The sequence below is a fragment of the Campylobacter cuniculorum DSM 23162 = LMG 24588 genome (assembly GCF_002104335.1).
GTDB classification, from domain to species: Bacteria; Campylobacterota; Campylobacteria; order Campylobacterales; family Campylobacteraceae; genus Campylobacter_D; species Campylobacter_D cuniculorum.
The window spans coordinates 1,177,527-1,203,347 of the sequence record NZ_CP020867.1 but is presented as its reverse complement, the minus strand read 5'-3'; the positions used below and the strand labels follow the sequence as shown (position 1 = coordinate 1,203,347).

Sequence of the window (25,821 nt, the reverse complement as noted above, 5' to 3'; positions counted from 1 at the left end):
TAAATCATCATCAAATCTTGTTTAAGACATCACTTAAAATTCTATATAATTTTCAAATTCCTCTTCTTTAGGCGGATTTGGTCTATTGTCTTGGATGTGATTTTGCACAATTTGTTTGTATTGTGAGATGAGTTTTATAAAATCTTCTTTATTTTTTCCCTTAAGCTCTGATTTGGCAATTTTAACGACTGAAAGCGGATTGATAGCCTTGTTATTCACATACACACCAAAATGCAAATGCGGACCTGTGCTCATTCCTGTTGAACCAACATAGGCGATGAGCTGTCCTTGTTTGACTTTCTGTCCTTTTTTAATCTTGGCAAAACGACTCAAATGTGCATAAACGGTTGAATATCCAGAAGAATGCTGAATTTTTACAACATTTCCATAGCCACTTTGGGCTCCTACAAAAATGATAGTCCCATCTCCTGCACTTTTTACAGGGGTTCCGGTGGGTGCAGCATAATCAACCCCAAGATGAGCACGGTATCTTTTTAAAATAGGATGAAATCTTGCCGTTGTAAAATAGGATGAAATTCGTGCCGCACCTATAGGTTTAGCAAGTAAAAAAGATTCAATATCCTTTCCATTTTTATCATAATAATTGTCATTAAAATAAAAAATTTCCTTAGAATTTTTGTTTATTTCTATTGACGCCATTTTAATCGTAATATCCCCCCAAAGTCGTCCCATTCTCCTTTTTTGTTCGTAATATAAAGTGATTTGGTCGCCTTTTTGCATATTACGAAAATTAACACTGCCCTTAAAAGAGCGTATCATTGCCCTTGCTAGAGTGGAGCTTTGACTTTCTTTATAAACATCTTGATAGGCTGAATTTTCAAGAGTGAGGGTTAAAATTCTCTCTTCTTTATCATAATCCACAGGAGTGAAAGTAAGATTGTATTGATTGTCTTTGTTTTTATAGATGTGAATTTGCAGTTCATCGCTGATGGGGATTAAAATTTGTTCTATGTTGTTATTGTCATCTTTTAAAACTTGATATTTTATCTTTGCAGCAATCTCTGAAGCAAGTTCTCTGTCTTCTCTGTCAAGACTATAATACAAAGACATAGGGATAGAATTTCTTTGTAAAAATTCGAGCAAAGTATCGCCATTTTCCCAAGTAAGCTCTTCTATGCTAAGAGCTGCAAAGCATTTAAAACTCAATAAAAATAAAAGTAAAATTTTCTTCATCATTCATCATCTCATTTTAAAATTATTTCAAAAACGAGTATTTTACTTTATTTTTCTTACAATTATTTAACAAAAAGGATTATAATACAATTTAATTTTTAAAACTATATTGATAAATAAAGGAGTCCGCTTGTTTAAATTCATTTTATTTTTTTTGGTTTTGACTTTGAATTTATTTGCTGATTTTGATTTTAAAGTGGTGAAAACACAGCTTTTAAAAACTGAAGATCTTTATGCTTATGTCAAAGATGACCCAAGAATCAAGCTTAATTCTAGCGGTATTGTGATGCATAATTTTGATAAATCTAAAAGCATTATTGCCAGAGCGAGTGTGATTGCAAAAGAAAATGGTATGGCAAAGCTTGAATTTAGCGTATTTTCTTCTTTAGAGCAAGAGGCTTTACCCCTGCCAAATATCTTACCAGAAGTTGGCGATGAGGTGATTTTAAATTTTCTTTATGATAGAGCTGCAGTGATTGCACCCGATAAACAAAGCTATGATGAGATTGTTAATTCTTATCCACAATTTTATTTTACTCATATTGATATTTTAGGAGCTCAAATGATTAGAAACGCACAAGTTGCTCCAAAAAGGTCGGATTTGAGAAAATTTTGTGCGGATAATGCTGTGGGAATTTTGATTTTTGCTTTAGAGCAAAAGGCTAAATTTGTGGATTGTCAAGATTTTAAAACCTTGTATGAAGTTCCTATTTCTAAGCCAAGTAGTGTGCAAGTGCCATTTTACTCAAGGATAACAGATTATAGAAGCAATTTTTTTGACTTTAATTCTCAAGAGATAGGAAATTTTTACAGATATTATGAAGCCTTGATTGGTTTAGATAGGACAAATCGATGAAACAAGAATTTGAACTTTTTTTTAAAAAACTTTTAGGTGAAGAGAATGCGTATTTTGATGAAATTCATAAAAGAGCTTATAGTTATGATGCAACAAGGAAGCATTATTTGCCCGATGGAGTGCTTTTTCCAAGAAATGAAAGGGATATTTGTGAGATTTTGAAATTTTGCAATGAAAATAAAATCATTATCATTCCAAGAGGTTCGGGTTCTGGTTTTACGGGTGGAGCCTTAGCAATAAATGGCGGAGTGATTTTAAGTTTTGAAAAACATATGAATAAAATTTTAGAAATTGACCTTGAAAATTTGGTTGCAGTGGTGCAACCGGGGCTTATTAACATCAACTTGCAAAAAGAAGTTAAAAAATATGGGCTTTTTTATCCCCCTGACCCTGCGAGTATGGAGTATTCATCTTTGGGAGGGAATGTCAGTGAAAATGCTGGCGGTATGCGTGCCGCTAAATATGGAATCACAAAAGATTATGTGATGGCTTTAAGAGCGGTTTTACCAAATGGTGAAGTCATAAGAGCGGGAAAGAGGACCATTAAAGATGTGGCGGGTTATAATTTGGCTGGAATTTTAATTGCAAGTGAAGGTTCTTTAGCAGTTTTAAGTGAATTAACCTTAAAATTAATCCCTTTACCAAAATTTAAAAAAACGGCTATGGGAATTTTTCCTAGTGTGCAAAGTGCGATGAATGCTGTGTATAAAAGCCTTGCAAGTGGAGTGAGTCCTGTTTCTATGGAATTTTTGGATAATTTAAGCATTAGAGCGGTTGAGCAAAAATTCCAAAAAGGTTTGCCTGTCGATGCGGGGGCGATTTTGATTGCTGATGTTGATGGCAATGTCAAGGAAGCTCTTGATGAGGATTTGAAAAAACTTCAGCATTATTTCTTAGAAGAGGGGGCATTAGAATTTAAAATAGCAAAAGATGAAGAGGAGGCAGCAAATATTTGGTTTGCGAGAAAAAATTGTTCTCAAAGCATAGCAATGTATGGAAATTTAAAACTCAATGAAGATATAACCGTGCCAAGGTCTAAACTCCCTAAACTTTTAGAGGGTATAGAAGAAATTTCACAAAAATATGATTTTAAAATTCCTTGTTTTGGACATACAGGCGATGGCAATGTGCATACTAATGTTATGGTTAGTGACAAAAACAATGAGGCTGAAGTCAAAAAAGGATATGAGGCTGTGGAGGAGATTTTTAAACTGACAATCGAACTTGGGGGCACCTTAAGCGGAGAACACGGCATAGGAATTTCTAAGGCGCCTTTTATGAAACTTGCTTTCAATGAAGCTGAAATGAATTTAATGAGAAATATAAAAAAAGCTTTTGACCCAAATAATATTTTAAATCCTTTTAAAATGGGACTTTAGTTTATTCATACAAGATAATTATAAAAAATAAAAATTAGTTTTATATACAAAATATTGCTTTAAAATTTGGATTGATTTAAAACAAAAAATCATGAATGAAAGCAAGCGATAAAACAAAATTTTTAAAGCTTAGAAATTCTATAAAATACCAAAAAATATAAAAAAATAATCTGAACAAAAATTCATAAGTATAAAAACAAAATTCTTTCGATTTTTATTCACAATCATCTTAAATTTATTTCAAATAAAAATAAAAAATCTTCAAAATTTAAAACGCGACTTTTATCAGCTTTGATTTTTTAAAAATTAAACTCAAGTATTTCTCTTAAAAATTCAAAAATTCACTCAAATGAGGAGCAAATTTATAAGATTTTTTAAAAAAATTTCAATTTTTTTTTGAAATTTTGTTTCGTTTAAGCTGTTTTTTTTTTTTTGATTAAACTTATACTTGAACTTTAAAAAATTTTTTAAAAGGAGTTTCAAATTATGATTAAAACAAAACTTTCTTCTACAACTTGCAAAGTTTTGCTAGGAATGAGTTTAGCCCTTAGTGCTTCAAATTTATATGCTGCTAAAAATGTTGATAGCAATGCAACTATAAAAGAAAATTTTGAAAAAAAGGGCAATAGCTTCAGCTATAAAGGCACGGACTATGATATAGCTCTAGGCAATATCAGCACTCAAGGTTGGGACGATGATGATACCAAAGCACCAACAGAGGAAACAAGTCTTTTTGATGAAAAAGGCACAACTAAGTTTAAAAATTTCAATGCAAAAGATGAAAAGATTTCTATCGATGCAGGAGAAAAGAAATTAACTCTTAGCACAACAGGAGCCGATACGCTTAATAATTTCACTCTAACAAGCACAGAGGCTTCTGCTGATGCGATTAAAGCCACAGGCATAAATTTTAGAGCTACTTCAGGTTCAAGCGTGTTTAATGGAAACACAAGCTTAAGCGGAGGCACACTCATCGTTGATGGTGGTTCTATCAATGTTAATGGAGCTCTTGCTCTTGCAAATACAAAACTTGCTTTTAATGCCGATAGACTTAGTGCCATACAGGTTAAAGGCAATGCGAATTTAGGCACTCTTGCTACAGGTTCTGTGCTTTTGAGTTCAAAGTCCATTCAAAGCTTTAACAATGCTGTGCTTGTTAATGTTACAGGACAAGATGAAAAAGGTGTTCCTTTCACGCTTCAAGTTACAGGACTTGATACTGCTAATGTAGTGGGTGCGAAATTACAAGTTGATGATAGGACTTATATCACTGATAATGTCAATCTTAACACTCTAAGCGGTGTAGCAGGAAAAGGTGCTACAGGCGGAGTTAAAGAAGGCGATAGAGTTAGTTTTGCAGACTATGTCAATAAAAATTTTTCAAATGTGGTTGATTTAGGAAATTTAGTAGAATATACTCTTAATACTAATGAAACCAAAGACCCTGTTAAAGCTGCGACTCAATTAAGAATTAGCGGTGGGGCAAGCACAAATGCACTTGATAGTAAAAATCTAGTTGCAATCATACAAGGCACTTTAGACAGATATATTAATGATGCTGGTAATACCGGGTTGCTTAAAAGTTTTGCAGATGATAACAAGATAGAATTTGATCTCACTAAAACAGATGAAGCCAAGATGAATGAGGTTGAAAAAGCTGCTAAAGCCATACAAGCACAAAGAGCTGCTCTTGCGAATATCACTGCGGGAAAATATACAGAAAATCGTGTCGTTAATGGTAGAAATACCCCATTTGAAGTTACTTTATTAGCTGATAGAGCTGCTTATGAGGCTTTGAGTAAAAATAATGCTGCAGGCGTTGATAAAGCTGCATTAAAATATACAAGAAATGATGTTTTCGTTCAAAATATAGGCAATATCCAAAGAGGAAATCAAGCCATCGTTGCAAGATATTTAGACGGACTTGAAATGTCCTTACGACAAAGAACAAATAATGCAGGACAGACTTATAATAATGCTGACCTTCACACACAAGATGTGGGAAATGTAGCAAGACAAGGCGATATTTTAGATAAAGACGGCAATAAAATAGGCACATACGACAATGGAGCCACTTTAGATGCGATAGCTCGAATCAAACTTGAAAATTTAGGAAATACACTTGCTAATGAATTTCGCGAAAGTGCAAAAAGTATCGCAAATACAAATTCAGCTGTTTCTACGGTCAATTCTGTGATTAATACTGCTAATGATGTTGCTATAGGTTCAAGAATTGCAATGCTTAACAATCCTTATGGCTCTTATGCTTCTAAGATGAGTGAGCTTAAATTTGCAGCCGTAGCAAGTGATATGGGAGCAAATTATGTGGATAGCTACAGCAATGGAATTTGGGCTAATGTATTTGGTGGAGCTAATATCATCGATGGAGATACAGGAGGTCTTTATGGTTTGAGTTTGGGCTTTGATAAACAAGCAACAGATAATGTGCTTATCGGCGGATACTTTACTTATGCCTATGCTGAAATCAAAGACAACTCACTTTCTCAAGAAAGCAATAATTTTCAATTAGGTCTTTACTCATCTATACAAGTGGCACCTTTGTGGGAACTTAATCTTAAAGCCTATGGACAAGTTTCTCCAACTGACCAAAGCAGATGGGATGTGCTAGGAAATTATGATTCAGATTTTACAAGAAAATCTTTTGGACTTAGTGCAAATATCGGTAGAAGCTTTGGCTTTCAAGAAGACACTTTTATCGTTAAACCTTTTGTAGGAGCAAACTACTATCTTACTCTTACACCAGATTATAAAGAAAGTGGTGCAGCAGGTCTTAATATCGATAGCTCAACTAACAATACCCTTTCTCTTGACTTAGGTGCTGAATTTAGAAAATATTTCAACGAAGAATCTTATTTCTTCATTACTCCTAAGGTTGAACAATATGTTCTTAATAACGGAGGCGATTTTGAAGCTGCTTTAGCAGGAATTGCTCTACCAAGTGTTGATGGTGCAGACAAAAATAAAACTTATGGTCAAGTCATCATCGGTGGAAATTTCAACTTAAGCAAACAATTTAGTGCTAATATAGGCTTAGGTGTGAAACAAATTTTAGCGGGTAAAGTCGATAGCAAAAATGAAACCTATGCAACAGGACAATTAGGATTTAAATATAAATTTTAATCTGTCCAAACCTAATAAATCCTTGTAGGAATTCTCTAAAAAAGGGGAGTTTATTTAAAAACTCTCCTTAGAATTTTTTATAAAATTTAACTTTTTTCTCAATTTTAAGACTTTAAATTTTTTGCATTATTTTTCAAATTTTTAAATGATGTTTATCTTTCATTCAATTCATTTGATTTTAAATTTATAAAATGCAATCAAAAAAAGAAATTTTGTTTTTTAATGGTTGATTTTGTTAAATTTTTAGCTTTTTATTTTTACATTGAGTTTTTTTTCTTTGAAATTTTAAACAATAAAATATTTTTTGTCTTTTTTAAAAATTTATGGTTAAAAATATTTTTTAAAATTTTGTTTTAATGAATTTTAGATACAATTTAAGATTATTAATTTTCACAAAGGAAAACATTTATAATGAAAAATCAAATCAAAAAGGTTGTTTTAGCTTATTCAGGAGGGCTTGATACAAGCATTATTTTAAAATGGCTTCAAGATGAATATAAATGCGAAGTGCTGACTTTCACTGCGGATATAGGACAAGGTGAAGAGCTTGAAAGTGCTAAAAAAAAGGCTTTGTCTCTTGGCATTAAAGAAGAAAACATTTTTATTAAGGATTTGAGGGAGGAATTTGTTAGGGATTATGTTTTTCCTATGTTTAGAGCTAATGCGATTTATGAGGGAGAATATTTGCTTGGAACAAGCATAGCAAGACCTCTCATAGCAAAAACACAAGCTCAAATCGCAATCCAAACCGGTGCAGACGCAGTAAGCCACGGAGCAACGGGAAAAGGCAATGACCAAGTGCGTTTTGAATTAGGATATTTAGCGTTTAATCCGGATTTAAAAATCATTGCTCCGTGGAGAGAATGGGACCTAAATAGTCGCGAAAAACTCTTAGCTTACGCAAAAAAACACAAAATCGATATTTCTAAGAAAAAGGGGAAATCTCCTTATTCTATGGATGCGAATTTATTGCATATTTCTTATGAGGGGCTTGTTTTGGAAAATCCTGCAAATCCACCTGAAGAGGATATGTGGAGATGGACAAAAAGCCCTAAAAATGCTCCGGATGAAAGTGAGATTATCACTTTAGAATTTCAAAAGGGGGATTTGATTAAAATCAATGACAAAAAACTTTCTGCTTCAAAACTTTTAGAAAAACTCAATGAACTTGGTGCAAAACACGGCATTGGAAGGCTTGATATTGTTGAGAATCGTTTTGTGGGCATGAAGAGCAGAGGTTGTTATGAAACGCCGGGCGGAACTATACTTTTAAAGGCTCATCGTGCCATAGAAAGCATAACACTTGATAAAGAAGCCACTCATCTTAAAGATGAACTCATGCCAAAATACGCAAAGCTCATTTATAATGGCTTTTGGTTTTCGCCTGAAAGAATTATGCTTCAAGCTTTAATCGACGAGTCTCAAAAATATGTCAATGGTAAGGTCAAACTCGAACTCTATAAAGGAAATGTCAGCGTTATAGGCAGGGAAAGTGCTAAAGACAGCTTGTTTAATGCAGCTTATTCTACTTTTGAAGAGGATGAAGTGTATAATCAAAAAGACGCGGCGGGTTTTATTAAGCTCAATGCTTTGCGTTTGATTATTGCGGGAAAAAATGGGAGAAAATTTTAATCTTTGAGGAAAAATAAATGAAAGTATTATTGGTTAAAGATGTTAAAAATTTAGGAAAAGCAGGGGAGGTTAAAGAGGTTAAAGATGGCTATGGGCAAAATTTTTTAATCGCAAAAGGTTTTGCTAAATCTGCTACAACTGAAGTTTTAAGAAAATTTGAAAGCGATAAAAAAAAGCAAGCAGAAAATTTGCGTTTTGAACTTGCAAATTTAGAAAAACTCAAAGAAGAATTAGCCAAAATTACTCTTGAAATTTCAAAGCCTGTGGGTGCTAATGGGGCTCTTTTTGGTGGGGTAACTAAGGATGAAATCGCTCATGCCTTAAAAGAACAAAAAAATATAGAGCTTGATAAAAAAAGTTTAGAATGTGAAACGTTTAAAAAACTTGGATTTTATGAAGTGAGTGTTAAATTAGGACATGCCATTCACGCTCAATTTAAAATCAATATAAAGGCTTTGTAATGTTTCACGCAACGACTATACTCGCTTATAAAGGCAAAAACAAATCCGTCATCGGTGGAGATGGACAAGTGAGTTTTGGAAATACCATTTTAAAAGCTAATGCTGTGAAAATTCGCAAACTCAATAATGGAAAAGTTTTAGCAGGTTTTGCAGGAAGCACAGCAGACGCTTTCAATCTTTTTGATATGTTTGAAAATCTCCTTCAAAGCTCTAAGGGCGATTTGCTTAAGGCTGCGATTGATTTTTCTAAGGAGTGGAGGAAAGATAAATTTTTAAGGAAACTTGAAGCTATGATGCTTGTGCTGGATAGAAATCATATTTTTTTGCTCTCTGGCACCGGAGATGTGGTTGAGCCCGAAGATGGAAGCATAGCTGCGATTGGAAGTGGAGGAAATTACGCACTTTCAGCGGCAAGAGCTTTAGCAAAACATACAGAACTTGATGAAGAAGAACTTGTGCGTTCAAGCCTTCAAATTGCTGGTGAAATTTGCATTTACACAAATACAAATATAAAAATTTATAGCATAGAGGATACAAAATGAATCTCACTCCTAAAGAAATCGTTAAATTTTTAGATGATTATATTATCGGACAGAAAAATGCTAAAAAACTCATAGCCATTGCTTTAAGAAATCGCTATCGGAGGATGAAGCTTTCTCCCGAACTTCAAGATGATATTATGCCTAAAAATATCTTGATGATAGGCTCAACCGGAGTTGGAAAAACAGAAATTGCAAGAAGACTTGCTAAAATGATGGGTTTTCCTTTTATTAAGATTGAAGCGAGTAAATATACTGAAGTGGGTTTTGTAGGACGCGATGTTGAGAGTATGGTAAGAGACCTTGCAAATGCAGCCTTAAATTTAGTTAAAAATGAGCAAAAAGAAAAAAATCGCGAAAAGATTGATGAATTTGTTGAGAATAAAATTTTAGAAAAACTCTTGCCCCCTTTACCAAAAGGAGTGAGTGAAGAAAAACAAGAAGAATATAAAAATAGCCTTGAAAAAATGCGAACTAAACTTAAAAATAAGGATTTGGATGAGAGTATCATTGAAATTGAAATTTCTCAAAATATGTTTGATACAAATCCTAATTTACCGCCTGAAATGGGTGCAATGCAAGATATAGTTAAGGTGATTGGTGTAGGAAGTAAAAAAGTTAAAAAAGAAATGAAGATTAAAGATGCCAAAGAGGCTTTGAAAAATGAAGCGAGTGAAAAAATACTTGACCAAGAAGGCATTAAAAATGAAGCCTTGAAACGAGCTGAAAATGAAGGGATTATTTTTATCGATGAGATTGATAAAATAGCCGTTTCAAGCGGGAATTCAAATCGTCAAGATCCGAGCAAAGAAGGGGTGCAAAGGGATTTGCTTCCTATTGTCGAGGGAAGTAATGTGCAAACTAAAATAGGGCTTTTAAAAACAGACCATATTCTTTTTATTGCGGCAGGGGCTTTTCATTTAAGCAAACCAAGCGATTTAATCCCAGAACTTCAAGGACGTTTTCCCCTAAGAGTTGAGCTTGATAGTCTTGATGATAAAATTCTTTATGAAATTCTTACGCGTCCTAAAAATTCTCTTCTTAAGCAATACATTGAGCTTTTAAAAACTGAAAATTTAACGCTTGAATTTGAAGATGAGGCGATTAGAGAGATTGCAAAGATTGCAAGCAGAGCCAATGAAGAAATGCAAGATATAGGGGCTAGACGCCTCCATACCGTGATTGAAAAACTTTTAGAAGATTTAAGTTTTGAAGCCAATGAATATGCGGGAGAGAAATTCATCGTGGATAAAAAAATGGTTGAAGAAAAACTTAGCCAAATTGTTGAAAATAAAGACCTTGCGAGGTATATTTTGTGAAATCAGGCTTTGTGAGCGTCATAGGCAGGAGTAATGCGGGAAAAAGCAGTTTGATTAATTCTTTACTTGAAGAAAAAATCGCTCTTGTTTCTCACAAACAAAATGCTACAAGACGCAAAATCAAAGCCATAGTTATGCATAAAAATCATCAAATCATCTTCACAGATACCCCCGGATTGCATCAAAGCACTAAACTTTTTAATCAAATGCTGATACAAAGTGCGATTCAATCCATAGGCGATTGTGATGTGATATTATTTATTGCAAGTGTTTTTGATACGCTTAAAGATTATAAAGATTTTTTAAGTTTAAATCCTAAGGTGCCCCATATTATCATTCTTAATAAGATTGATTTAAGTGATGATGCAATTTTGTTTAAAAAACTTGAAGAATATTCTGCATTGAGTGAAAATTTTAAAGCCATCATCCCGTATTCTTGTAAAAAAAGAATTTATAAAAACATACTTTTAGATGAGCTTGTGAAACACCTGCCCGAACACGCATACTTTTTTGACCCGCAATTTCTTACGACAAGCAGCCAAAAAGAGCTTTTTAAAGATTTTATTTTAGAAGTCCTTTTTGAAAATTTAAGTGATGAATTGCCTTATTCAAGTGAAGTTTTAATATCTCAATTCAAAGAAACAAGCGAACTTTTAATCCTAGAAGCTTCAATCATCACAGATACAAATTCGCATAAAGCAATGTTGATAGGAAAAAACGGGCTCACTCTTAAAAGGATAGGAAAAGCCGCGAGGATTAAAATCTCCAAATTCGCTCAAAAAAAAACACTTCTTAAACTCTTTGTGCAAGTAAAGAAAAATTGGCAAAAAGATGAAATTTTTTTAAAAAAACTTCTCAACTATGAAGAATAAAATACAAAACCATTTTGTCTCTTTTGATAAGACTTTTTATCTTCAAAAAGAAGGAGAATTTCAAAATGATTTTTTATTTAAACAAGCGACTATGGAACTTGGTTTAAGCCCTATATTTGACTATCAAATGAGTTTTTTAAAAAATCAAGAAAAATATTATATCTTTTTAACGCATATTAAAAATTTAAATAAAAATTCATTTTCTTACCCTCAACCTTTGATTTTTCAAGCCTTATTTTATGAAAAATTCATTGAACAAGAAAATTTTGCTGTCTTAGTTTTTGATGAAAATTTCACTTTTTTATGCTTTTATAAAAAAGGGAAATTAAATGGCGTCAAAAATATCCCTCAATTTTCCCTTAAGGATATTTTAGAAAAAAATGAATCGCAAAGAAAAGATTTATTCTCACAAATTCTCTTCGAGCAAGGCAGAGTTTTCGAGCTTTTCAAATACAATCAAAGCGAGATTCTTATTAGTTTTTGTGATGCATTTGGTTTTGGAGAATTTTTAAGTCAAAAAACCCTTAAAACTCATATTAAGCTTGAAAATTTAATCCCAGAAAATGCTTTGGAAAATTTAAGTATATTCAGTCATAAATACCTTGATTCAAATGCAAATTTCATTAAAAAAGAAAAAAGTCAAATGAAATTTTATATCAAATCTCTCATTTCTTTTTTAGCTTTTTATCTAGCAACTTTATTTTTTTTAACACTTTCAAGTTATCCTCAATATAAGCAAAATATCAATACAAAACAAAGCAATGAAAATTTGACAAATGAGCTTTTAGAGCTTGATTTAAAAACAAAACTTTTAAATGAAGAACTTGAAAAACTTAATGCCACTTTTAAAGAAAATTCAATGACACTTCAAAAAAATGAAGAATTTTTGCAGAACTTAAGTCAAAATTTTTATCCGGATAAAAATAGAATTTTAATCCTTGTTGAAATGATTGAAATTCTCAATCAAAATTCCATTAAAATTTCATTTTTAGGTCTTGAAAATAAGGAATTAAAACTGATTTTTAATGACAAAGAAAATTTAGACAAGGCTTTAAATTTTTTTGAAAATCAAACCCGATTTAAGATACTTCAAAAAGATGAGAGTAATTATCATTTGATTTTAGGTTATGACAATGGATAAAATCGTATTGTTTTTAGAAAATTTGAGTTTGAGAGAGAAGATTTTATTTTTATCTTTTTTAGCACTTTTGGGAATTTTTTTAGGATTTAAAACCTATGAGGGATTTTTAAAAAGCTTTTTTGATGAAATTATCAGCCTTGATGAGCAAGAATTATTAGAAAAAAGAGAGCAAAATTTTATTTTGCAAAAGGATAAAATCACATTAGAAAAAGAGCTTCAAACTCAAAAAGAAAAACTTAATTTTTATGAAAATAAAATGAAAATTTTTAATCAAAACATTGAAAATCACCTTAGCGAACTTGAATCATTGGCTCAAAAATATGGACTTAATGTCAAAAAATTGCAAGATTCTTACAAGGAAGAAAAGGATTTTAATAAATATCATTTATTTTTAGAATTTGAAGGTGAATTTAAATCTTTGCTTAAATTGATACAGGATTTAGAAAATTTAAATTATCAATTTCATTGCATTGAGCTCAAAACAATAGGCTTAAAATTGAATCTTAAGATTAATCTTTCTTTATACAGATTGAGATAGCTATTTATTATAATAAATGTAACACATAGTAACAAAATATATTCTTATAATATTGATATATAAATAATTTATATATGTCTTTAAGGAAATTAATCTATAATAAATTAAAATTCTACTCAATCACAAGGGGTTTATTTTGGATACGAAAAATTTAGACAAAGCCTTTTTAGGACACCCAAAACCTTTATTCAGTTTGTCTATGCTTGAAGTTTGGGAAAGATTTTCTTTTTATGGGATTCGTCCCTTACTTGTGCTTTTTATGGCAGCAGCCATCAATGCTGGAGGACTCGGGATTGAAAGAGAAAATGCCGCAGCAATTGTAGGAATTTTTGGAGGTTGTTTGTATCTTGTAACCTTGCCCGGAGGATGGTTTGCTGATAATTATTTAGGACAAAAGAACGCGATTTTACTAGGCTCTATCATCATAGCCTTAGGGCATTTGTCTATAGCTTTGTCCTATTTTGTTTCTTTCATGTTTTTTGTGGGTTTGATTTTAATCGTTATAGGAACAGGGCTTTTTAAACCTTGTGCCTCTGTTATAGTGGGTATGCTTTATAAACAAGATGATGTAAGAAGAGATTCCGGCTTTACTATCTTTTATATGGGCGTTAATATCGGAGCCTTTTTTGCCCCTTTGATTTGTGGTTTTTTGCAAGTTTCATATGGTTGGCATTTTGGTTTTGGTGCGGGAGGTTTGGGTATGCTTTTAGCGGTATTGATATTTTATTTTAAAACCATAGCCGACTTAAAAGAATACGACGATAAAATAGGCTTAGAACAAAGCTGGGATAAACCTCAAACAAAGAATAAAAACATTAAATTCATCTTTTTTAGCTCTCTTGCCTTTATCATTATTTTAATTCTCTTAGCTTATATTCTATCCAAATGTGGAGGGGCATTTGACTTAAATCCCGTCTCTTTATCTAAAAAAATGTTTTTTGTGATTTTAGCTTTTACGGGAATTTATTTTTTATATTTATTCTTTTTTAGCTCCTTAACCCCTTTAGAAAAAAAGAATTTAATCGTCTTTATGATTTTATTTTTTGCAGCAGCTTTCTTTTGGAGCACTTTTGAGCAACAACCAACTTCTTTTAATCTTTTCGCACTTGATTTTACAGATAGAAAGATTTTTGATTATGAAATTCCTGCCGTTTGGTTTCAATCTTTAAATCCTTTATTTATAATCATTTTTGCTCCTCTTGTTGCTTTGATTTGGATTTTTCTTGCGAAGCATAATTTAGAAATTTCTTCTATCACTAAATTTGCTTTAGGAGTTTTAGGAGCGGGTATATCTTTTATGATTATGATGTTTGCAGCAAAAAATGCTTTAGCAAATAATGAACATTCTGTGTCTATGCTGTGGATTATTTCAAGCATGTGGTTTTTGACTATGGGTGAGCTTTGTCTTTCTCCTGTGGGACTTTCTATTATGACAAAAATCGCTCCAAATTTAATCAAGAATCAAGTTATGGGGCTTTGGTTTGTAGCAACTGCTTTGGGCAATGTGATAGCTGGACTTATGGGAGGACATGTGGATATAAAACAAATCAATTCTTTACCAAATTTATTTGAGCAATGTATGTGGAGTTTATTTATATTAAGTATAATTTTATTTTTAATCAAAAAACCTATTCACAAAATGCTAAAAAAGGGATAAAATGAATATTTATCAAGAAAGAATTGCACAATTACGCAAACTTATGCTTGAAAATAAAATCGATATTTATATGATTTTAACTTCAGATCCTCATTTATCGGAATATTTAAGCGATTTTTATCAAACCCGAGCCTTTGTAAGTGGTTTTACCGGCTCGGCTGGAACCTTGATTATAACTCAAAATTTGGCGTTTTTATTCACTGATGGTCGGTATTATCTTCAAGCTAAAAAAGAACTTTTAGGAAGTATGATTGTATTGCAAAAACAAGATACAAATCATAGCCTTTGTCAATGGCTTGAGCAAAATTGCGATGAAAAGACGATTTTGGCGACAGATTTTTCAGTTTTGCCTTTTGGATTAAAACAAGAATTAGATAAAAATTGCAAGGCTCAAATTTTACACAAAGACTTAGTTTCTGTAATTTGGGAAGAAAGACCACATTTACCAAAGGCTAAAATTTACGAACATGAAGCAAAATTTTGTTCTTATACAAGAAAACAAAAAATCAAATTCGTACGTCAAAAAATGGCCACATTTAAAGCAGACATTCATCTCATTTCAAGCCTTGATGATATTGCTTGGATTACAAATTTAAGGGGCAAAGATGTGGATTATAATCCCGTATTTTTAAGCCATTTGCTCATCTTTGAGGATAAAATTTTATTCTTCGTTGATGAAAATAAAATTGCTTTAAAACTTCAAGAAAAACTTAAAAAAGATGGAATTTTCATTGAGAAGCCTGAAAAACTCGCAAATGAGCTTAAAAAACTTCAAAATACAAGCCTATTGATTCAAACTTCAAAGACTACAGCTTTAACGATGAGTTATTTAAATTCAAGCGTTAAAATCATTGATAAAATCAATCCTAGCACTCTTTTAAAAGCGTGTAAAAATTCTAAAGAAATTCATCACATCAAAGAAGCAATGATAGAGGATGGACTTGCTTTGTGTCGTTTTTTTGCTTGGTTTGAAGAAAGCTTAGAAAACAAACAATCAATCAATGAAGCAGAGCTTGATATAAAAATCACAGAATTTAGGGCTCAAAGCCCCTTTTATATCAGCAATAGTTTCGCAACCATCGCGGGATTTAATCAAAATGGAGCCTTCGTGCATTACAGAGCCGATGAAAAAAAATGTGCTCAAATCAAAGGCAATGGTCTTTTACTCATAGACTCAGGAGCTCAATACAAAAACGGAACAACCGATATCACGCGTGTCGTGCCTATAGGTGTGATAAATGAGAGACAAAAAAGGGATTATACTCTTGTTTTAAAGGCTCACATCCAACTTGCTTGTGCTATTTTTCCGCAAAATATCTCTATGTCTTTGCTTGATAGTCTTGCGAGAAAAATTTTGTGGAGTGAATGCTTGGATTATGCACATGGCACAGGGCATGGAGTGGGGTATTTTTTAAATGTCCATGAAGCCCCTCAAAGCATATCTTATTTTAACCCTTTAAATCCTAACAATAAGGCAAAAGAAGGAATGCTTACTTCTATAGAACCCGGAATTTATAGAAAAAAACTTTGGGGAATTAGGCTTGAAAATCTTGCTTTAAATGTGAAATTCACAAATCCTAAGGAAAAGGAATTTGGCACATTTTTACGCTTTGAAATTCTTACTCTTTGTCCTTTTGAACCAAAATGCATTGATACAACTTTACTCAATTGTGAAGAAAAAGCTTGGTTGAATGCCTATCATCAAAAAGTCTATGAAAAACTTGCTCCAAAACTTAAGGGTAAAGCTTTAAAATGGCTTAAATTAAGAACCAAGGCTTTGTAAATGATGAAAATAAATTTTTAAAAATCAGTTTTTAAATATAATCCTAAGCACCTTTGCTTGAGTTAAAATTGTAAGCCATAAAATTTCATTGTCTAAAAACATACCTGAAGGGGTTTGGATATTGTTTAGTTTTAAAGCTTCGCTTTTTTTATTGTTTAAATTCAAACGATAAATTTTTCCATCTAAATTCTCATCTAAAGCACTTAATAAAACCATATTTTCGTATAAAATCATAGCATTGTAATCGTTTTTTTCCTCTTTAAAAATTTTTATATTTTTATTATTTAAATCATATATACTTATAATGGTATTTGTATTTTCTTCATCATGCCCTAGTATATAAAGCTTGTTGTTTGCAAAATCTAAAGCAAAATCTCTAAGATTTCCAAATTTATTTGTGTTTAATTTCAAAAATTCTTCATAAGTTCTTGTTTGAAGGTCGATTTTATAAAGGATTGAATTTCTCAAATCTCCTACAAGCAAGGCATTTTCGTTTAATTTTTTAATGCCATTTAAATCACTTCTACTATTAATGAATAATTCAAAAATTTGCTCTCCAGTTCTTGCATCAAAAGCTTTAATCTTATCAATATCAAGCACAAAAAGAGTGTTTTCGATTTGAGTGAGCTCTGTTGGTCTATCAAGTCCTATGATGAATTTTTCCTCAATCATATCTCCATTTTTACTCAATTTTGAGATGAATCCACCCTTATCTTTAATCAAAAAATTCGTTTTTTCACCTATATTTGAAACAAAAACTACATTTTCATTTGCAAAAATACCCTTAGGATTTTTAAAACCTAAGATTGTTTTCATTTCGTAACAATTTGCTAACGAAAACATAAAAATAAAAATCCAAAAAATCTTTTTCATACAATCAATCCTTTTGAATCTGTGCTTTAAAATTTATCAATTTTTTAGGTTTTTTCTGCATTTGCTTACATAATCCTTAAGTTTTTTCTCACGCATTAAAATTTCTCTCATGCACACTCCAGCCACATCTAAATCCTTAAATTCAGCGATATTTTCAGCATTGATTCCTCCTATGGCATAGAGTGGAATTTTGCTAAATTCAAGCATTTGCTTTAAAAAATTCAAACCTTTAGGCATTAAATTCATCTTAGAAGAGCTTTGAAAAATATGTCCAACAAAGGCGTAATTAACCTTATAATTCATAGCTTCAAGCAATTCTTCTTTAGAATGCACAGAACTTCCTAGAATATGAAAATATTTTCTAAGTTTTGGTTCTTTTCTCAATAAACAAAGCGGAGCATGAAAGTAACGATGTCCTAATTTTAAACATTCTCTATCAAAAAAATGCAAAAAACACGGAATTTTTGATTTTGCACAAATTTTTAAGACCTCTTTAGCTAAATCATAATATTCAAATTCACTCAAATCTTTCTCTCTAAGCACCAAAGCATCGATATTTGCCTTTGTAAGTTGCTCAATATGCTTTAAAAAATCACCCTCAACACATTTTCTATCGCTTATGGCAACGATTTTTTTATCCCACATAATCACTCATTACAGCTTGAAGCTTTGAATTTTCGAGCATTGTTAGAATTTCCTTGACGCTTCTATTATCAGAGATTTCAAATTGTTCATCGCCTTTTTTTTCTCCCATATGTTCTCCTATACCAACACTCACTCCCGCACTCATTTTACTCGCTCCAAGTTTAATCACTTCATCTCTAAAGCCCTTTCTTTCGCGACTTGAAATTGTTATGTGTGCAAAGGGTAAAAACAAACGATAGGCACAAAGCACTTGCAAAAGACGCCTTTCATTGACATCTTTGGGATGAATTTTTGCGTTATTAAGAATGGGACGCAAACGTGGTATGGATACAGAAAATTCAGCATTAGGATAAAGCTGTTGTAAAAAATATGCGTGCAAAGCTGTTGCTAAAGCATCTTTTCTAAAATCATCAATCCCTAAAAGAGCCCCAAAAGCCACGCCCCTCATTCCAGCTTTTAAAGCTCTTTCTTGAGCATTGAATCGATATTCAAACACGCTTTTTTCACCCGCTAAATGAATTTTAGAATATTTTAAAGGATTGTAAGTTTCTTGAAAAATCGTAACAAAATCGCAACCTTTTTCGTGCAAAAGTTTATATTCATCGACATTCATCGCATAGACTTCAACCCCTATAACCTTAAAATATTCTTTTGCAATCTCACAAGCCCTTGCGATATACTCAACACTTGCAAATTCTCTGCCTTCGCCCGTTAGCATTAAAATTTCTTGCAAACCTGTTTTTGAAATCGCTTGCATTTCTTGTCTTATTTCATTTTCATTGAGTTTAGCCCTTACAATTTTATTCCCCTTTTGGAAACCACAATACACGCATTTGCTATTGCAAAAATTTGAAAGATAAAGAGGTGTGAATAAAGAAATATTATTGCCAAAATATCTTTGTTTTATTTTAGCAGCTTTAAAGACAAGTTCCTCGATTAAATCTTCAGCCACACTTGAAAGCAAAGCCTTCAAATTTTCTACGCTCAAATATTCGCTATTTAAAGCATCTAAAACATCATCTTTGTTAAATTCATTTTCATTATAATCTTTAGTTTGTGTTAAAACCTTAGTTAAAATATCACTTTTAATTTCTTGCATATGAGCAAAGTATTGCATAATTTCTCCTTAATTTTTTAAGCATTCTAGCCAAAGTAAATTGAAAATAATGTAAAATAAACTCTTTTAAAACTAAGAAATTTATATAAACATTAAATGACTTGTTTTATTGACTTTGGGAAATGGAATTTATTTTTATCCATAAAAGCTAAAAAAATGATTTTTAATCATTTAACTTTTTAGCAAAACTTAAAGCGGGTTTTGACAGACAAGAATGTGAAAAAATTGCAAAATTTTATCAAAATTAATTTTTAATCCTTTTAAATCTCAATATAAAAAACATATAAATAGCTCTTAAAATTCCATAAAGCACATATGAACTTACCAAAATTAAAAGACTTTCTAGAGGATAAAGATACAAAAAAGAAAAAACTACGATTAAAATCACTAAAACTTTTAAAACATTTGGACGGCTTAAATCAATCTTTTTAAAACTTGGATAACGAATATTGCTTACCATTAAAAGACCTAAAATTCCATGTAAAATCAAAAAAGCAAGATCATAAAATTTAAAAACATTATAACTTAAATACGCGTAAGTCCAAATCGCACTTACAAGAGCTGCAGTAGGAATAGGAAGCCCTATAAAAACAGAAGATTCATTTGTTTGTGCAGTTACATTAAATCTTGCCAAACGAATGGCACCAAAAACAACAAAAAAAGCCGTAATCAAAGAACCTAATCTGCCAAAATTCACACCTATACCCATATAAAAAAGTACAGCAGGAGCAACTCCAAAAGCCACTAAATCCGCCAAAGAATCAAATTCCACTCCAAATTTAGAAGTGGTTTTTGTAAGTCTTGCAACGCGTCCGTCTAAGCCGTCGCAAATTAAAGATAAAATGATATAAATTAAGGCACCTCGATAATTCCCATGCAAAGAGGAGATGATAGAAATCACTCCTAAAAAAGCTGAAGCTGCGGTAAAAAGATTCGGTAAAACATAGATGAACTGAAGTTTGTTATTCATATCTTTCCTAAATAACCCAACAAACTTCCTGATTGAATATAATCGCCCAAACCTACATGGATTCGCGATTGTTTTGGTAATAATAAATGGATTGAACCATTGATTAAAAAGCCGATTTTATCTCCACAATTTACATCATAAGAAATATCATTAAGTTTTAATTTTCTATCTAAAGAACCTGCATAAATTCTCAAGCCAATTCTTTGTCCTTGTGCAAGGGCTAAAATGAAAATTCTTTCATTCATTTTTTTTGAAGATTCTAATTCATTGCATAAAAAAAGTCCATGTTTGGGTCTAATTTCCTCAATTTGCATTTGCATAGGAGAATTTAAAACTCCACAATCATAGAATGCGTTTTTAATGCTAAGCTCTATGCACTCGCCCAAATCCTTATGTTTGCAATTTTCAATCTTTGTAATTTTTCCGTCAATTGGGGATAAAATAGCTGATTTATCATTGCAAACAAGCTCACGATTTGGGTTGCGAAAAATAAATAAAAAAATCAAAAGCAAAAGAAACAATATAAAAGAAAAGCTCCAAAATATCCACACTAAAATCCATAAAATAAAAATAAAAGCTATGCTTAAATATCCTTCTTTAGCGACAATTTTTTTCATTATAATTCTTCTTTACTCTTTTCTTTTTCACTTTCTTTAATTTCCTGCAAACGCGTTGGGAGATTATTATTTTCTTCAAATTCCTTAATGATTTCTCTAACCTTCACTCCCTCGATGGTTTCCTCCTCATACAGAGCCAAAACCATAGTTTCAATGGCTCCTTTATATGTTTTTAAGGTTTCTTTAACCTCTGTATATCTTTTATCTAAAGTTTCTTTAACATAATCATCTAAAGATTCTGCCATTTTTTCAGAATAATCTTTAATGGTTTGCCCACCGGTTAAAAAAGTGTTTCTTTGCTTTTCAAGCACCATAAGCCCAGCAATTTCACTCATACCATACATAGAAATCATGGCTTTAATAATATCTGTAGCCCTTTCAAGATCATTACTTGCTCCTGTTGAAATTTCGCCGATAAATACATCTTCAGCGGCTCTTCCCCCTAAGAGTACATCAACCTCCGCAATAAGCTCGTGTTTTTGCATTAAAAATTTATTTTCCTCAGGAGTGTTAAGGGTATAACCTAAAGCAGCTAAACCTCTAGGTATGACAGAAACCTTACTCACTCTTTTAGCCCCTTTAGTTGTTTCAGCAATCAAAGCATGTCCGCATTCGTGATAAGTCACGATTTTTTTCTCTTTATCATTAATGCGACGCGATTTTTTTTCAAGTCCTGCAATGGCTCTCTCAACAGCTTCAACCAAATCATTTTGCTCGACATATCTTTTAGAATCTCTGCCTGCTAAAAGGGCTGCTTCATTAATGATATTTGCCAAATCAGCACCCGCTAAACCTGCTGTAAGTCTTGCTATATCCTCAACCTTAACCTTTGGAGAAATTTTCACATCCTTCATATGAACTTTTAAAATTTCACACCTGCCCTTAAAATCGGGTTTATCCACCAAAACTTGTCTGTCAAATCTTCCCGGTCTTAAAAGGGCAGCATCTAAAACTTCAGGGCGATTTGTAGCTGCTAAAACAATCACAGGAGAACTTTCACTCCCAAAGCCGTCCATTTCAGCTAAGAGCTGGTTTAAAGTTTGTTCTCTCTCATCATTTCCACCCATCATACCACTTGCTGCACGACTTTTGCCTATGGCATCAATTTCATCGATGAACACAATGGCAGGAGCTTCTTTTTTTGCATTTTCAAACAAATCCCTAACACGACTTGCACCCACTCCTACGAACATCTCAATAAAACTAGAACCCGAAACGCTAAAAAATGGCACATCCGCTTCTCCTGCAACAGCTTTAGCGAGTAAAGTTTTCCCCGTACCCGGAGGTCCTACAAGTAAAAGTCCTTTAGGAATTTTAGCCCCAAGTTTAATATATCTTTCAGGATATTTAAGAAAATCAACAATCTCCTTCACCTCTTCTTTAGCCTCTTCAACGCCTGCAACATCGTTAAATTTTACCTTTGGTTTTTCGGAATTTACAAGTTTTTTAGAGCTTCCTATGCCAAGTATAGAACTGCCCATATTTTTTTGCATACGAGAGGCTAAAAACATCCAAATTCCAAAGAAAATAAAGATAGGCACAACCCAAGAAAAAAGCACATCTGTAAACCAATTTGTTTCAGAATACGCACCATAAGCTATATTTTTTTGATCGAGTAAATTCACCAAATCAGGATCATTGACCTTTTTAGCCGTATAAATGGTATTATGAGAAGAAGAAACCGCTTTGATTGTGGTTTGTCCTATGCTAACTTGATTAATCTGTCCGCTTTCTATAAGTTTTTTAAGCTCGGAATATGCAACATTTTTACTCGCTTCATTGCCACTTAAACCTCCGCTAAAAGAACTACCGGTATCAAAAAATTTAAAAACAACAACCATCACAATAGCAAAAATCGCGAAAATAAAAATAGGATTTTTGTTGAAAAAATTTTGTGGGTTTTGTTTAGAATTATTTTGATTATTTTGCTTGTTATTATTCATCATTTTTCCTTTTTTTGATAAACTAAACTTATCCATTCATTGAATTTAAAATCATCAATAAGTTCCAAATTTTGAAATTTATTTTTAATTCTTGCCTCATATTTATCCAAAATTCCAGCTAAGATAAGTATAGCATTTTCTTTTAAATGCTTTTTAATTTCTTTTTCTAAAATTAAAATGACATCTGCAATAATGTTTGCAACAATTAATTCATATTTACTTTGAGTTTTTTCTAAAGAACCCTGCCAAATGTTTTGCAATTTCACTTGATTGAGTTGAGCATTAGCTAAAGTGCTATTAACCGCTAATTCATCGGTATCACAGGCATCAACTTTACAACCCATTTTAGCTAAAATGATGGCTAAAATTCCACTCCCGCATCCTAAATCCAAAACCTTAGCACCTTTTGAAGCAAATTTTTGCAAAAGTTTAATACAAGAATAAGTGCTTTCATGGTGTCCTGAACCAAAGGCTAAAGCCGGATCGATTTGAATATTAAGATGATTTTGTTGAGGTTCTTGCCAAGTCGTGTGGATATAAATTCCATCAATAAGAATAGGTTGAATGCTTTTTTTATAGTTTTCTACCCAGTCTTGATTCTCTTTTTTTGCAAGAGTCTTTTTAAGAATAATCTTTGAATTTGATAGCTTTTGTGCTAAAAGCTCCAACGCCCAAGATATTTCTTCTAAATTCTCACTTGAGCGTATATAAGCACCTCCGTCTTTTTCCTCTATGGCTTCAACTCCTAAATCAAAAACGAAATCAAAAAACAAGTCTTTATATTGTTTTTCTACTTCAAAAAACAATTCATAATAAAATTTTTCCATTTTTGACTTAATATGTTCGACTATTATTCAAGTGCCGTATCACTTCCTACACCCAAAACATCTTCAAGTTTTTCTTTTAAAACTTGTGGTGTAAAAGGTTTAACGATATAGTTATTCACTCCTGCTTTTAAAGCTGTGATAACTTCAGCTTTTCCGCCTTCAGTTGTAACCATGATAATAGGCATGTCTTCATATTTCTTCTCGGCTCTTACTTTTTTTACAAGTTCTAAGCCATTCATTTCAGGCATATTCCAATCTGTAATTAAAACTTTCACATCATCATTTTGCGTAAGTAAATCCCAAGCTTCAACCCCGTGTTCAGCTTCAAGAACATCATTATGCCCGAGTCTTGTTAAAGTGTTTTTGATGATTCTTCTCATAGTAGAACTATCGTCAACGACTAATAATTTCACAACTTTGTCCTTTCGATTTTTTTATAATTTTACCAAATTTTAGCTTTAACTAAGACTAAAAATTTAAAAATAAGTTGAATTATAGCATTTTTTGCTTATATTTTTATTTAATTAAAGGCGTTTTTTTATTTTACATTAATTCACCTTCTTTATTATGTTTAAATTCTGGCACAATTTGAGCTAAAATTTCTGCTATATTTTTATCTTGTTTTAATCTTTGAATTTGAGAATTTAAAAAATCCAAGCTCATTTTTTCACTTTGTGTTACAAAGATACTTTCATATTTAGTCTTCAAATCTTTATCATCAATCAAAAGTTCTTCAAAAAGCTTTTCACCCTTTCTAAGACCTGTGATTTTAATCTCCAAATCACTGCGATTTGAAAGTATAAGCATTTTTTTAGCCAAATCCATAATCTTCACAGGCTCACCCATATCAAGCACGAAAAGCTCACCCCCATTTGCAATTGCTGCAGCTTGCAAAACAAGTTGCACCGCTTCATCAACAAGCATAAAATAACGCACAATATCCGGATGAGTTAAAGTCAGAGCTTCATTAGCTGCAATTTGAGCCTTGAATTTAGGTATCACACTTCCACTCGAACCCAAAACATTACCAAAACGTACACAAGAAACTTCAAAATTTTCATCGCTTAAATTTAAGGTATAAAGCTCACAAACCCTCTTAGAACAACCCATAATACTCGTAGGTCGCACAGCCTTATCTGTGCTAATCATCACAAATTTTTTTACCCCATTTTTTTTTGCTAAATCACTTAAAATTTTTGTCCCGACTATATTATTAATGACAGCAGAATGAGGATTTTGCTCACAAAGAGGGACATGCTTATAAGCTGCTGCGTGAAGAATCAAATCAATTTTATAAGTTTTTAAGAGTTTATCTAAAGCTTCCTCATCTAAAATGCTTAATAAAACCGGATTGATTTTTTCTCTGTAAGCACCGAGCTCTTCGTTAATCTTATAAAGATTAAATTCGCTATGATCAAGCATAATAAGACTCTTTGCTCCAAATTTAACGCATTGCTTACAAAGCTCACTTCCTATTGTCCCACCTGCTCCTGTAACTAAAACAACTTTATCCTTTAGAAATTCAGCCACCACAGCTCCATCTAAGTCTTTAGGCTTTCTGGCAAGTAAATCTTCTATGCTGATGTCTTTTGCTTGATTTTGTGTGAAAGAAAAAATTTTTATATCATTAAGACCATAAGAAACAAGCTCATCAAAAAGTTTTTTTAAGTCCTTTTGTTCGAGTTTTAAAGCGATAATTGCGGTTTTGATGCCTTGTTTGACATAGTTTTCAATTTTGTTTTTTTCTTCAACAACGAATTTATCACAATAAGTTCCTATAAGCTCCTTTCTTGCATCGACAACTGCGATAGGAAAAAGCTCCAAACTTCCTTCTTTCGCACCTTTTAATAAATGCAAAGCCTTAGAAGTTGCCCCTACAACTATGCAAGGAATTCTTTCGTCTTTAAATTGAGAGGATTTAAAATCAATCAGCATTCTTTTACTAATCCTTAAAGTCCCTATAAACATATAAGAAAGCACAAAATCAATCCCAACAACACTTCTTGGAAAAGGATTAAAAAAATCACTAAAATAATAAAAAATCAGCAAAAAAATCAATTCTGCAAAAGCAAGAGCAAAAAAGATTTTTCTCGCTTCATTCAAGGAAAAAAATCTCCACGCTACTTTATAAATTCTAAAAATAAATAAAAATACAATTTTTAAAACAAGCAAAATGAGTCCCGCTTTTATCATTCCTTCATAAAAAATTCTTGGAATATCTCCGCTAAATCTTAAAGAAAATGCCAAAAAAATTGAAAGAGAAAATAAAACCACATCAAAACTTAAAAAAAATATCAATCTCTTATTTTTATACATT

22 protein-coding genes are annotated in these 25,821 nt (G+C 32.0%); 12 read left to right on the top strand and 10 right to left on the bottom strand.

Translation table 11 applies throughout. The features are described from left to right. Positions 1-33: 33 nt before the first annotated feature. Complete coding sequence (gene pgp5, locus CCUN_RS05995) at positions 34-1,194, bottom strand: peptidoglycan metallopeptidase Pgp5 (protein WP_027305703.1); 1,161 nt, start codon at positions 1,192-1,194, stop codon at positions 34-36. Positions 1,195-1,324: 130 nt separating this feature from the next. On the opposite strand from pgp5, the gene CCUN_RS05990 reads away from it, so the two are divergent. From CCUN_RS05990 to CCUN_RS05935, 12 genes are all read left to right on the top strand, one after another. Beyond that, positions 1,325-2,050: a plasminogen-binding N-terminal domain-containing protein gene (locus tag CCUN_RS05990; protein WP_027305704.1), complete on the top strand. Its 726-nt coding sequence runs from the start codon at positions 1,325-1,327 to the stop codon at positions 2,048-2,050. Beyond that, positions 2,047-3,429, top strand: a complete 1,383-nt coding sequence (locus CCUN_RS05985) for an FAD-linked oxidase C-terminal domain-containing protein (protein WP_027305705.1) — start codon at positions 2,047-2,049, stop codon at positions 3,427-3,429. The genes CCUN_RS05990 and CCUN_RS05985 overlap by 4 nt, the downstream gene beginning before the upstream one ends. Positions 3,430-3,915: 486 nt before the next feature. Next, complete coding sequence (locus CCUN_RS10170) at positions 3,916-6,570, top strand: autotransporter family protein (RefSeq protein ID WP_051521704.1); 2,655 nt, start codon at positions 3,916-3,918, stop codon at positions 6,568-6,570. 411 nt (positions 6,571-6,981) lie between these two features. Beyond that, entirely contained in the window at positions 6,982-8,202 is a 1,221-nt protein-coding gene (locus CCUN_RS05975) for an argininosuccinate synthase (protein WP_027305706.1), read from the top strand. A gap of 17 nt (positions 8,203-8,219) precedes the next feature. Further along, positions 8,220-8,663 (top strand): 50S ribosomal protein L9, encoded by a 444-nt coding sequence (rplI, locus tag CCUN_RS05970; protein WP_027305707.1) that lies wholly within the window; start codon positions 8,220-8,222, stop codon positions 8,661-8,663. Further along, positions 8,663-9,205, top strand: coding sequence for an ATP-dependent protease subunit HslV (hslV, locus tag CCUN_RS05965; RefSeq protein ID WP_027305708.1), 543 nt, complete (start codon positions 8,663-8,665; stop codon positions 9,203-9,205). Before rplI ends, hslV begins: the two co-directional genes overlap by 1 nt. Continuing rightward, a complete protein-coding gene (gene hslU / locus CCUN_RS05960; RefSeq protein WP_027305709.1) occupies positions 9,202-10,521 on the top strand; it encodes an ATP-dependent protease ATPase subunit HslU in 1,320 nt (439 codons plus the stop codon). The genes hslV and hslU overlap by 4 nt, the downstream gene beginning before the upstream one ends. Further along, the gene (era, locus tag CCUN_RS05955) at positions 10,518-11,393 is read left to right on the top strand and encodes a GTPase Era (RefSeq protein ID WP_027305710.1); all 876 of its coding nucleotides are present in this window, start codon (positions 10,518-10,520) and stop codon (positions 11,391-11,393) included. Before hslU ends, era begins: the two co-directional genes overlap by 4 nt. After that, complete coding sequence (locus tag CCUN_RS05950; RefSeq protein WP_027305711.1) at positions 11,383-12,534, top strand: hypothetical protein; 1,152 nt, start codon at positions 11,383-11,385, stop codon at positions 12,532-12,534. Before era ends, CCUN_RS05950 begins: the two co-directional genes overlap by 11 nt. Then, a complete protein-coding gene (locus tag CCUN_RS05945) occupies positions 12,527-13,072 on the top strand; it encodes a hypothetical protein (protein ID WP_027305712.1) in 546 nt (181 codons plus the stop codon). Before CCUN_RS05950 ends, CCUN_RS05945 begins: the two co-directional genes overlap by 8 nt. A gap of 199 nt (positions 13,073-13,271) precedes the next feature. Next, positions 13,272-14,729 (top strand): peptide MFS transporter, encoded by a 1,458-nt coding sequence (locus CCUN_RS05940; protein ID WP_084483677.1) that lies wholly within the window; start codon positions 13,272-13,274, stop codon positions 14,727-14,729. A gap of 1 nt (position 14,730) precedes the next feature. Then, on the top strand, positions 14,731-16,512 hold the full coding sequence (locus CCUN_RS05935; RefSeq protein ID WP_027305714.1) for an aminopeptidase P family protein: 1,782 nt from the start codon (positions 14,731-14,733) through the stop codon (positions 16,510-16,512). Positions 16,513-16,536: 24 nt separating this feature from the next. On the opposite strand, the gene CCUN_RS05930 is transcribed toward CCUN_RS05935, so the two are convergent. From CCUN_RS05930 to pglF, 9 genes are all read right to left on the bottom strand, one after another. Then, complete coding sequence (locus tag CCUN_RS05930) at positions 16,537-17,385, bottom strand: YncE family protein (RefSeq protein ID WP_051521705.1); 849 nt, start codon at positions 17,383-17,385, stop codon at positions 16,537-16,539. 36 nt (positions 17,386-17,421) lie between these two features. Then, a complete protein-coding gene (locus CCUN_RS05925) occupies positions 17,422-18,030 on the bottom strand; it encodes a thiamine phosphate synthase (RefSeq protein ID WP_027305715.1) in 609 nt (202 codons plus the stop codon). Further along, positions 18,020-19,147: a 2-iminoacetate synthase ThiH gene (thiH, locus tag CCUN_RS05920; protein WP_027305716.1), complete on the bottom strand. Its 1,128-nt coding sequence runs from the start codon at positions 19,145-19,147 to the stop codon at positions 18,020-18,022. The genes CCUN_RS05925 and thiH overlap by 11 nt, the downstream gene beginning before the upstream one ends. A 244-nt stretch (positions 19,148-19,391) precedes the next feature. Further along, positions 19,392-20,117 (bottom strand): CDP-diacylglycerol--serine O-phosphatidyltransferase, encoded by a 726-nt coding sequence (gene pssA / locus CCUN_RS05915; RefSeq protein WP_027305717.1) that lies wholly within the window; start codon positions 20,115-20,117, stop codon positions 19,392-19,394. Then, entirely contained in the window at positions 20,114-20,734 is a 621-nt protein-coding gene (locus CCUN_RS05910; RefSeq protein ID WP_027305718.1) for a phosphatidylserine decarboxylase, read from the bottom strand. Before CCUN_RS05910 ends, pssA begins: the two co-directional genes overlap by 4 nt. After that, the gene (gene ftsH / locus CCUN_RS05905) at positions 20,734-22,677 is read right to left on the bottom strand and encodes an ATP-dependent zinc metalloprotease FtsH (RefSeq protein WP_027305719.1); all 1,944 of its coding nucleotides are present in this window, start codon (positions 22,675-22,677) and stop codon (positions 20,734-20,736) included. Before ftsH ends, CCUN_RS05910 begins: the two co-directional genes overlap by 1 nt. After that, the gene (locus CCUN_RS05900) at positions 22,677-23,504 is read right to left on the bottom strand and encodes a 50S ribosomal protein L11 methyltransferase (protein ID WP_027305720.1); all 828 of its coding nucleotides are present in this window, start codon (positions 23,502-23,504) and stop codon (positions 22,677-22,679) included. Before CCUN_RS05900 ends, ftsH begins: the two co-directional genes overlap by 1 nt. Positions 23,505-23,527: 23 nt before the next feature. Further along, the gene (locus tag CCUN_RS05895) at positions 23,528-23,917 is read right to left on the bottom strand and encodes a chemotaxis response regulator CheY (RefSeq protein WP_027305721.1); all 390 of its coding nucleotides are present in this window, start codon (positions 23,915-23,917) and stop codon (positions 23,528-23,530) included. Between the two features lie 130 nt (positions 23,918-24,047). Then, positions 24,048-25,820 carry a UDP-N-acetylglucosamine 4,6-dehydratase (configuration-retaining) gene (pglF, locus tag CCUN_RS05890; protein ID WP_027305722.1) on the bottom strand — a complete coding sequence of 591 codons (1,773 nt, stop codon included), beginning with the start codon at positions 25,818-25,820 and terminating at the stop codon, positions 24,048-24,050. Between the last annotated feature and the right edge of the window lies 1 nt (position 25,821).

Coding starts and splice junctions, on each gene's coding strand:
- pgp5 (WP_027305703.1), bottom strand. CDS start 1,194: ATGAAGAAAATTTTACTTTTATTTTTATTGAGTTTTAAATGCTTTGCA.
- CCUN_RS05985 (WP_027305705.1), top strand. CDS start 2,047: ATGAAACAAGAATTTGAACTTTTTTTTAAAAAACTTTTAGGTGAAGAG.
- CCUN_RS10170 (WP_051521704.1), top strand. CDS start 3,916: ATGATTAAAACAAAACTTTCTTCTACAACTTGCAAAGTTTTGCTAGGA.
- CCUN_RS05975 (WP_027305706.1), top strand. CDS start 6,982: ATGAAAAATCAAATCAAAAAGGTTGTTTTAGCTTATTCAGGAGGGCTT.
- rplI (WP_027305707.1), top strand. CDS start 8,220: ATGAAAGTATTATTGGTTAAAGATGTTAAAAATTTAGGAAAAGCAGGG.
- hslV (WP_027305708.1), top strand. CDS start 8,663: ATGTTTCACGCAACGACTATACTCGCTTATAAAGGCAAAAACAAATCC.
- hslU (WP_027305709.1), top strand. CDS start 9,202: ATGAATCTCACTCCTAAAGAAATCGTTAAATTTTTAGATGATTATATT.
- CCUN_RS05950 (WP_027305711.1), top strand. CDS start 11,383: ATGAAGAATAAAATACAAAACCATTTTGTCTCTTTTGATAAGACTTTT.
- CCUN_RS05945 (WP_027305712.1), top strand. CDS start 12,527: ATGGATAAAATCGTATTGTTTTTAGAAAATTTGAGTTTGAGAGAGAAG.
- CCUN_RS05940 (WP_084483677.1), top strand. CDS start 13,272: ATGCTTGAAGTTTGGGAAAGATTTTCTTTTTATGGGATTCGTCCCTTA.
- CCUN_RS05935 (WP_027305714.1), top strand. CDS start 14,731: ATGAATATTTATCAAGAAAGAATTGCACAATTACGCAAACTTATGCTT.
- CCUN_RS05930 (WP_051521705.1), bottom strand. CDS start 17,385: ATGAAAAAGATTTTTTGGATTTTTATTTTTATGTTTTCGTTAGCAAAT.
- CCUN_RS05925 (WP_027305715.1), bottom strand. CDS start 18,030: ATGTGGGATAAAAAAATCGTTGCCATAAGCGATAGAAAATGTGTTGAG.
- thiH (WP_027305716.1), bottom strand. CDS start 19,147: ATGCAATACTTTGCTCATATGCAAGAAATTAAAAGTGATATTTTAACT.
- pssA (WP_027305717.1), bottom strand. CDS start 20,117: ATGAATAACAAACTTCAGTTCATCTATGTTTTACCGAATCTTTTTACC.
- CCUN_RS05910 (WP_027305718.1), bottom strand. CDS start 20,734: ATGAAAAAAATTGTCGCTAAAGAAGGATATTTAAGCATAGCTTTTATT.
- ftsH (WP_027305719.1), bottom strand. CDS start 22,677: ATGAATAATAACAAGCAAAATAATCAAAATAATTCTAAACAAAACCCA.
- CCUN_RS05900 (WP_027305720.1), bottom strand. CDS start 23,504: ATGGAAAAATTTTATTATGAATTGTTTTTTGAAGTAGAAAAACAATAT.
- pglF (WP_027305722.1), bottom strand. CDS start 25,820: ATGTATAAAAATAAGAGATTGATATTTTTTTTAAGTTTTGATGTGGTT.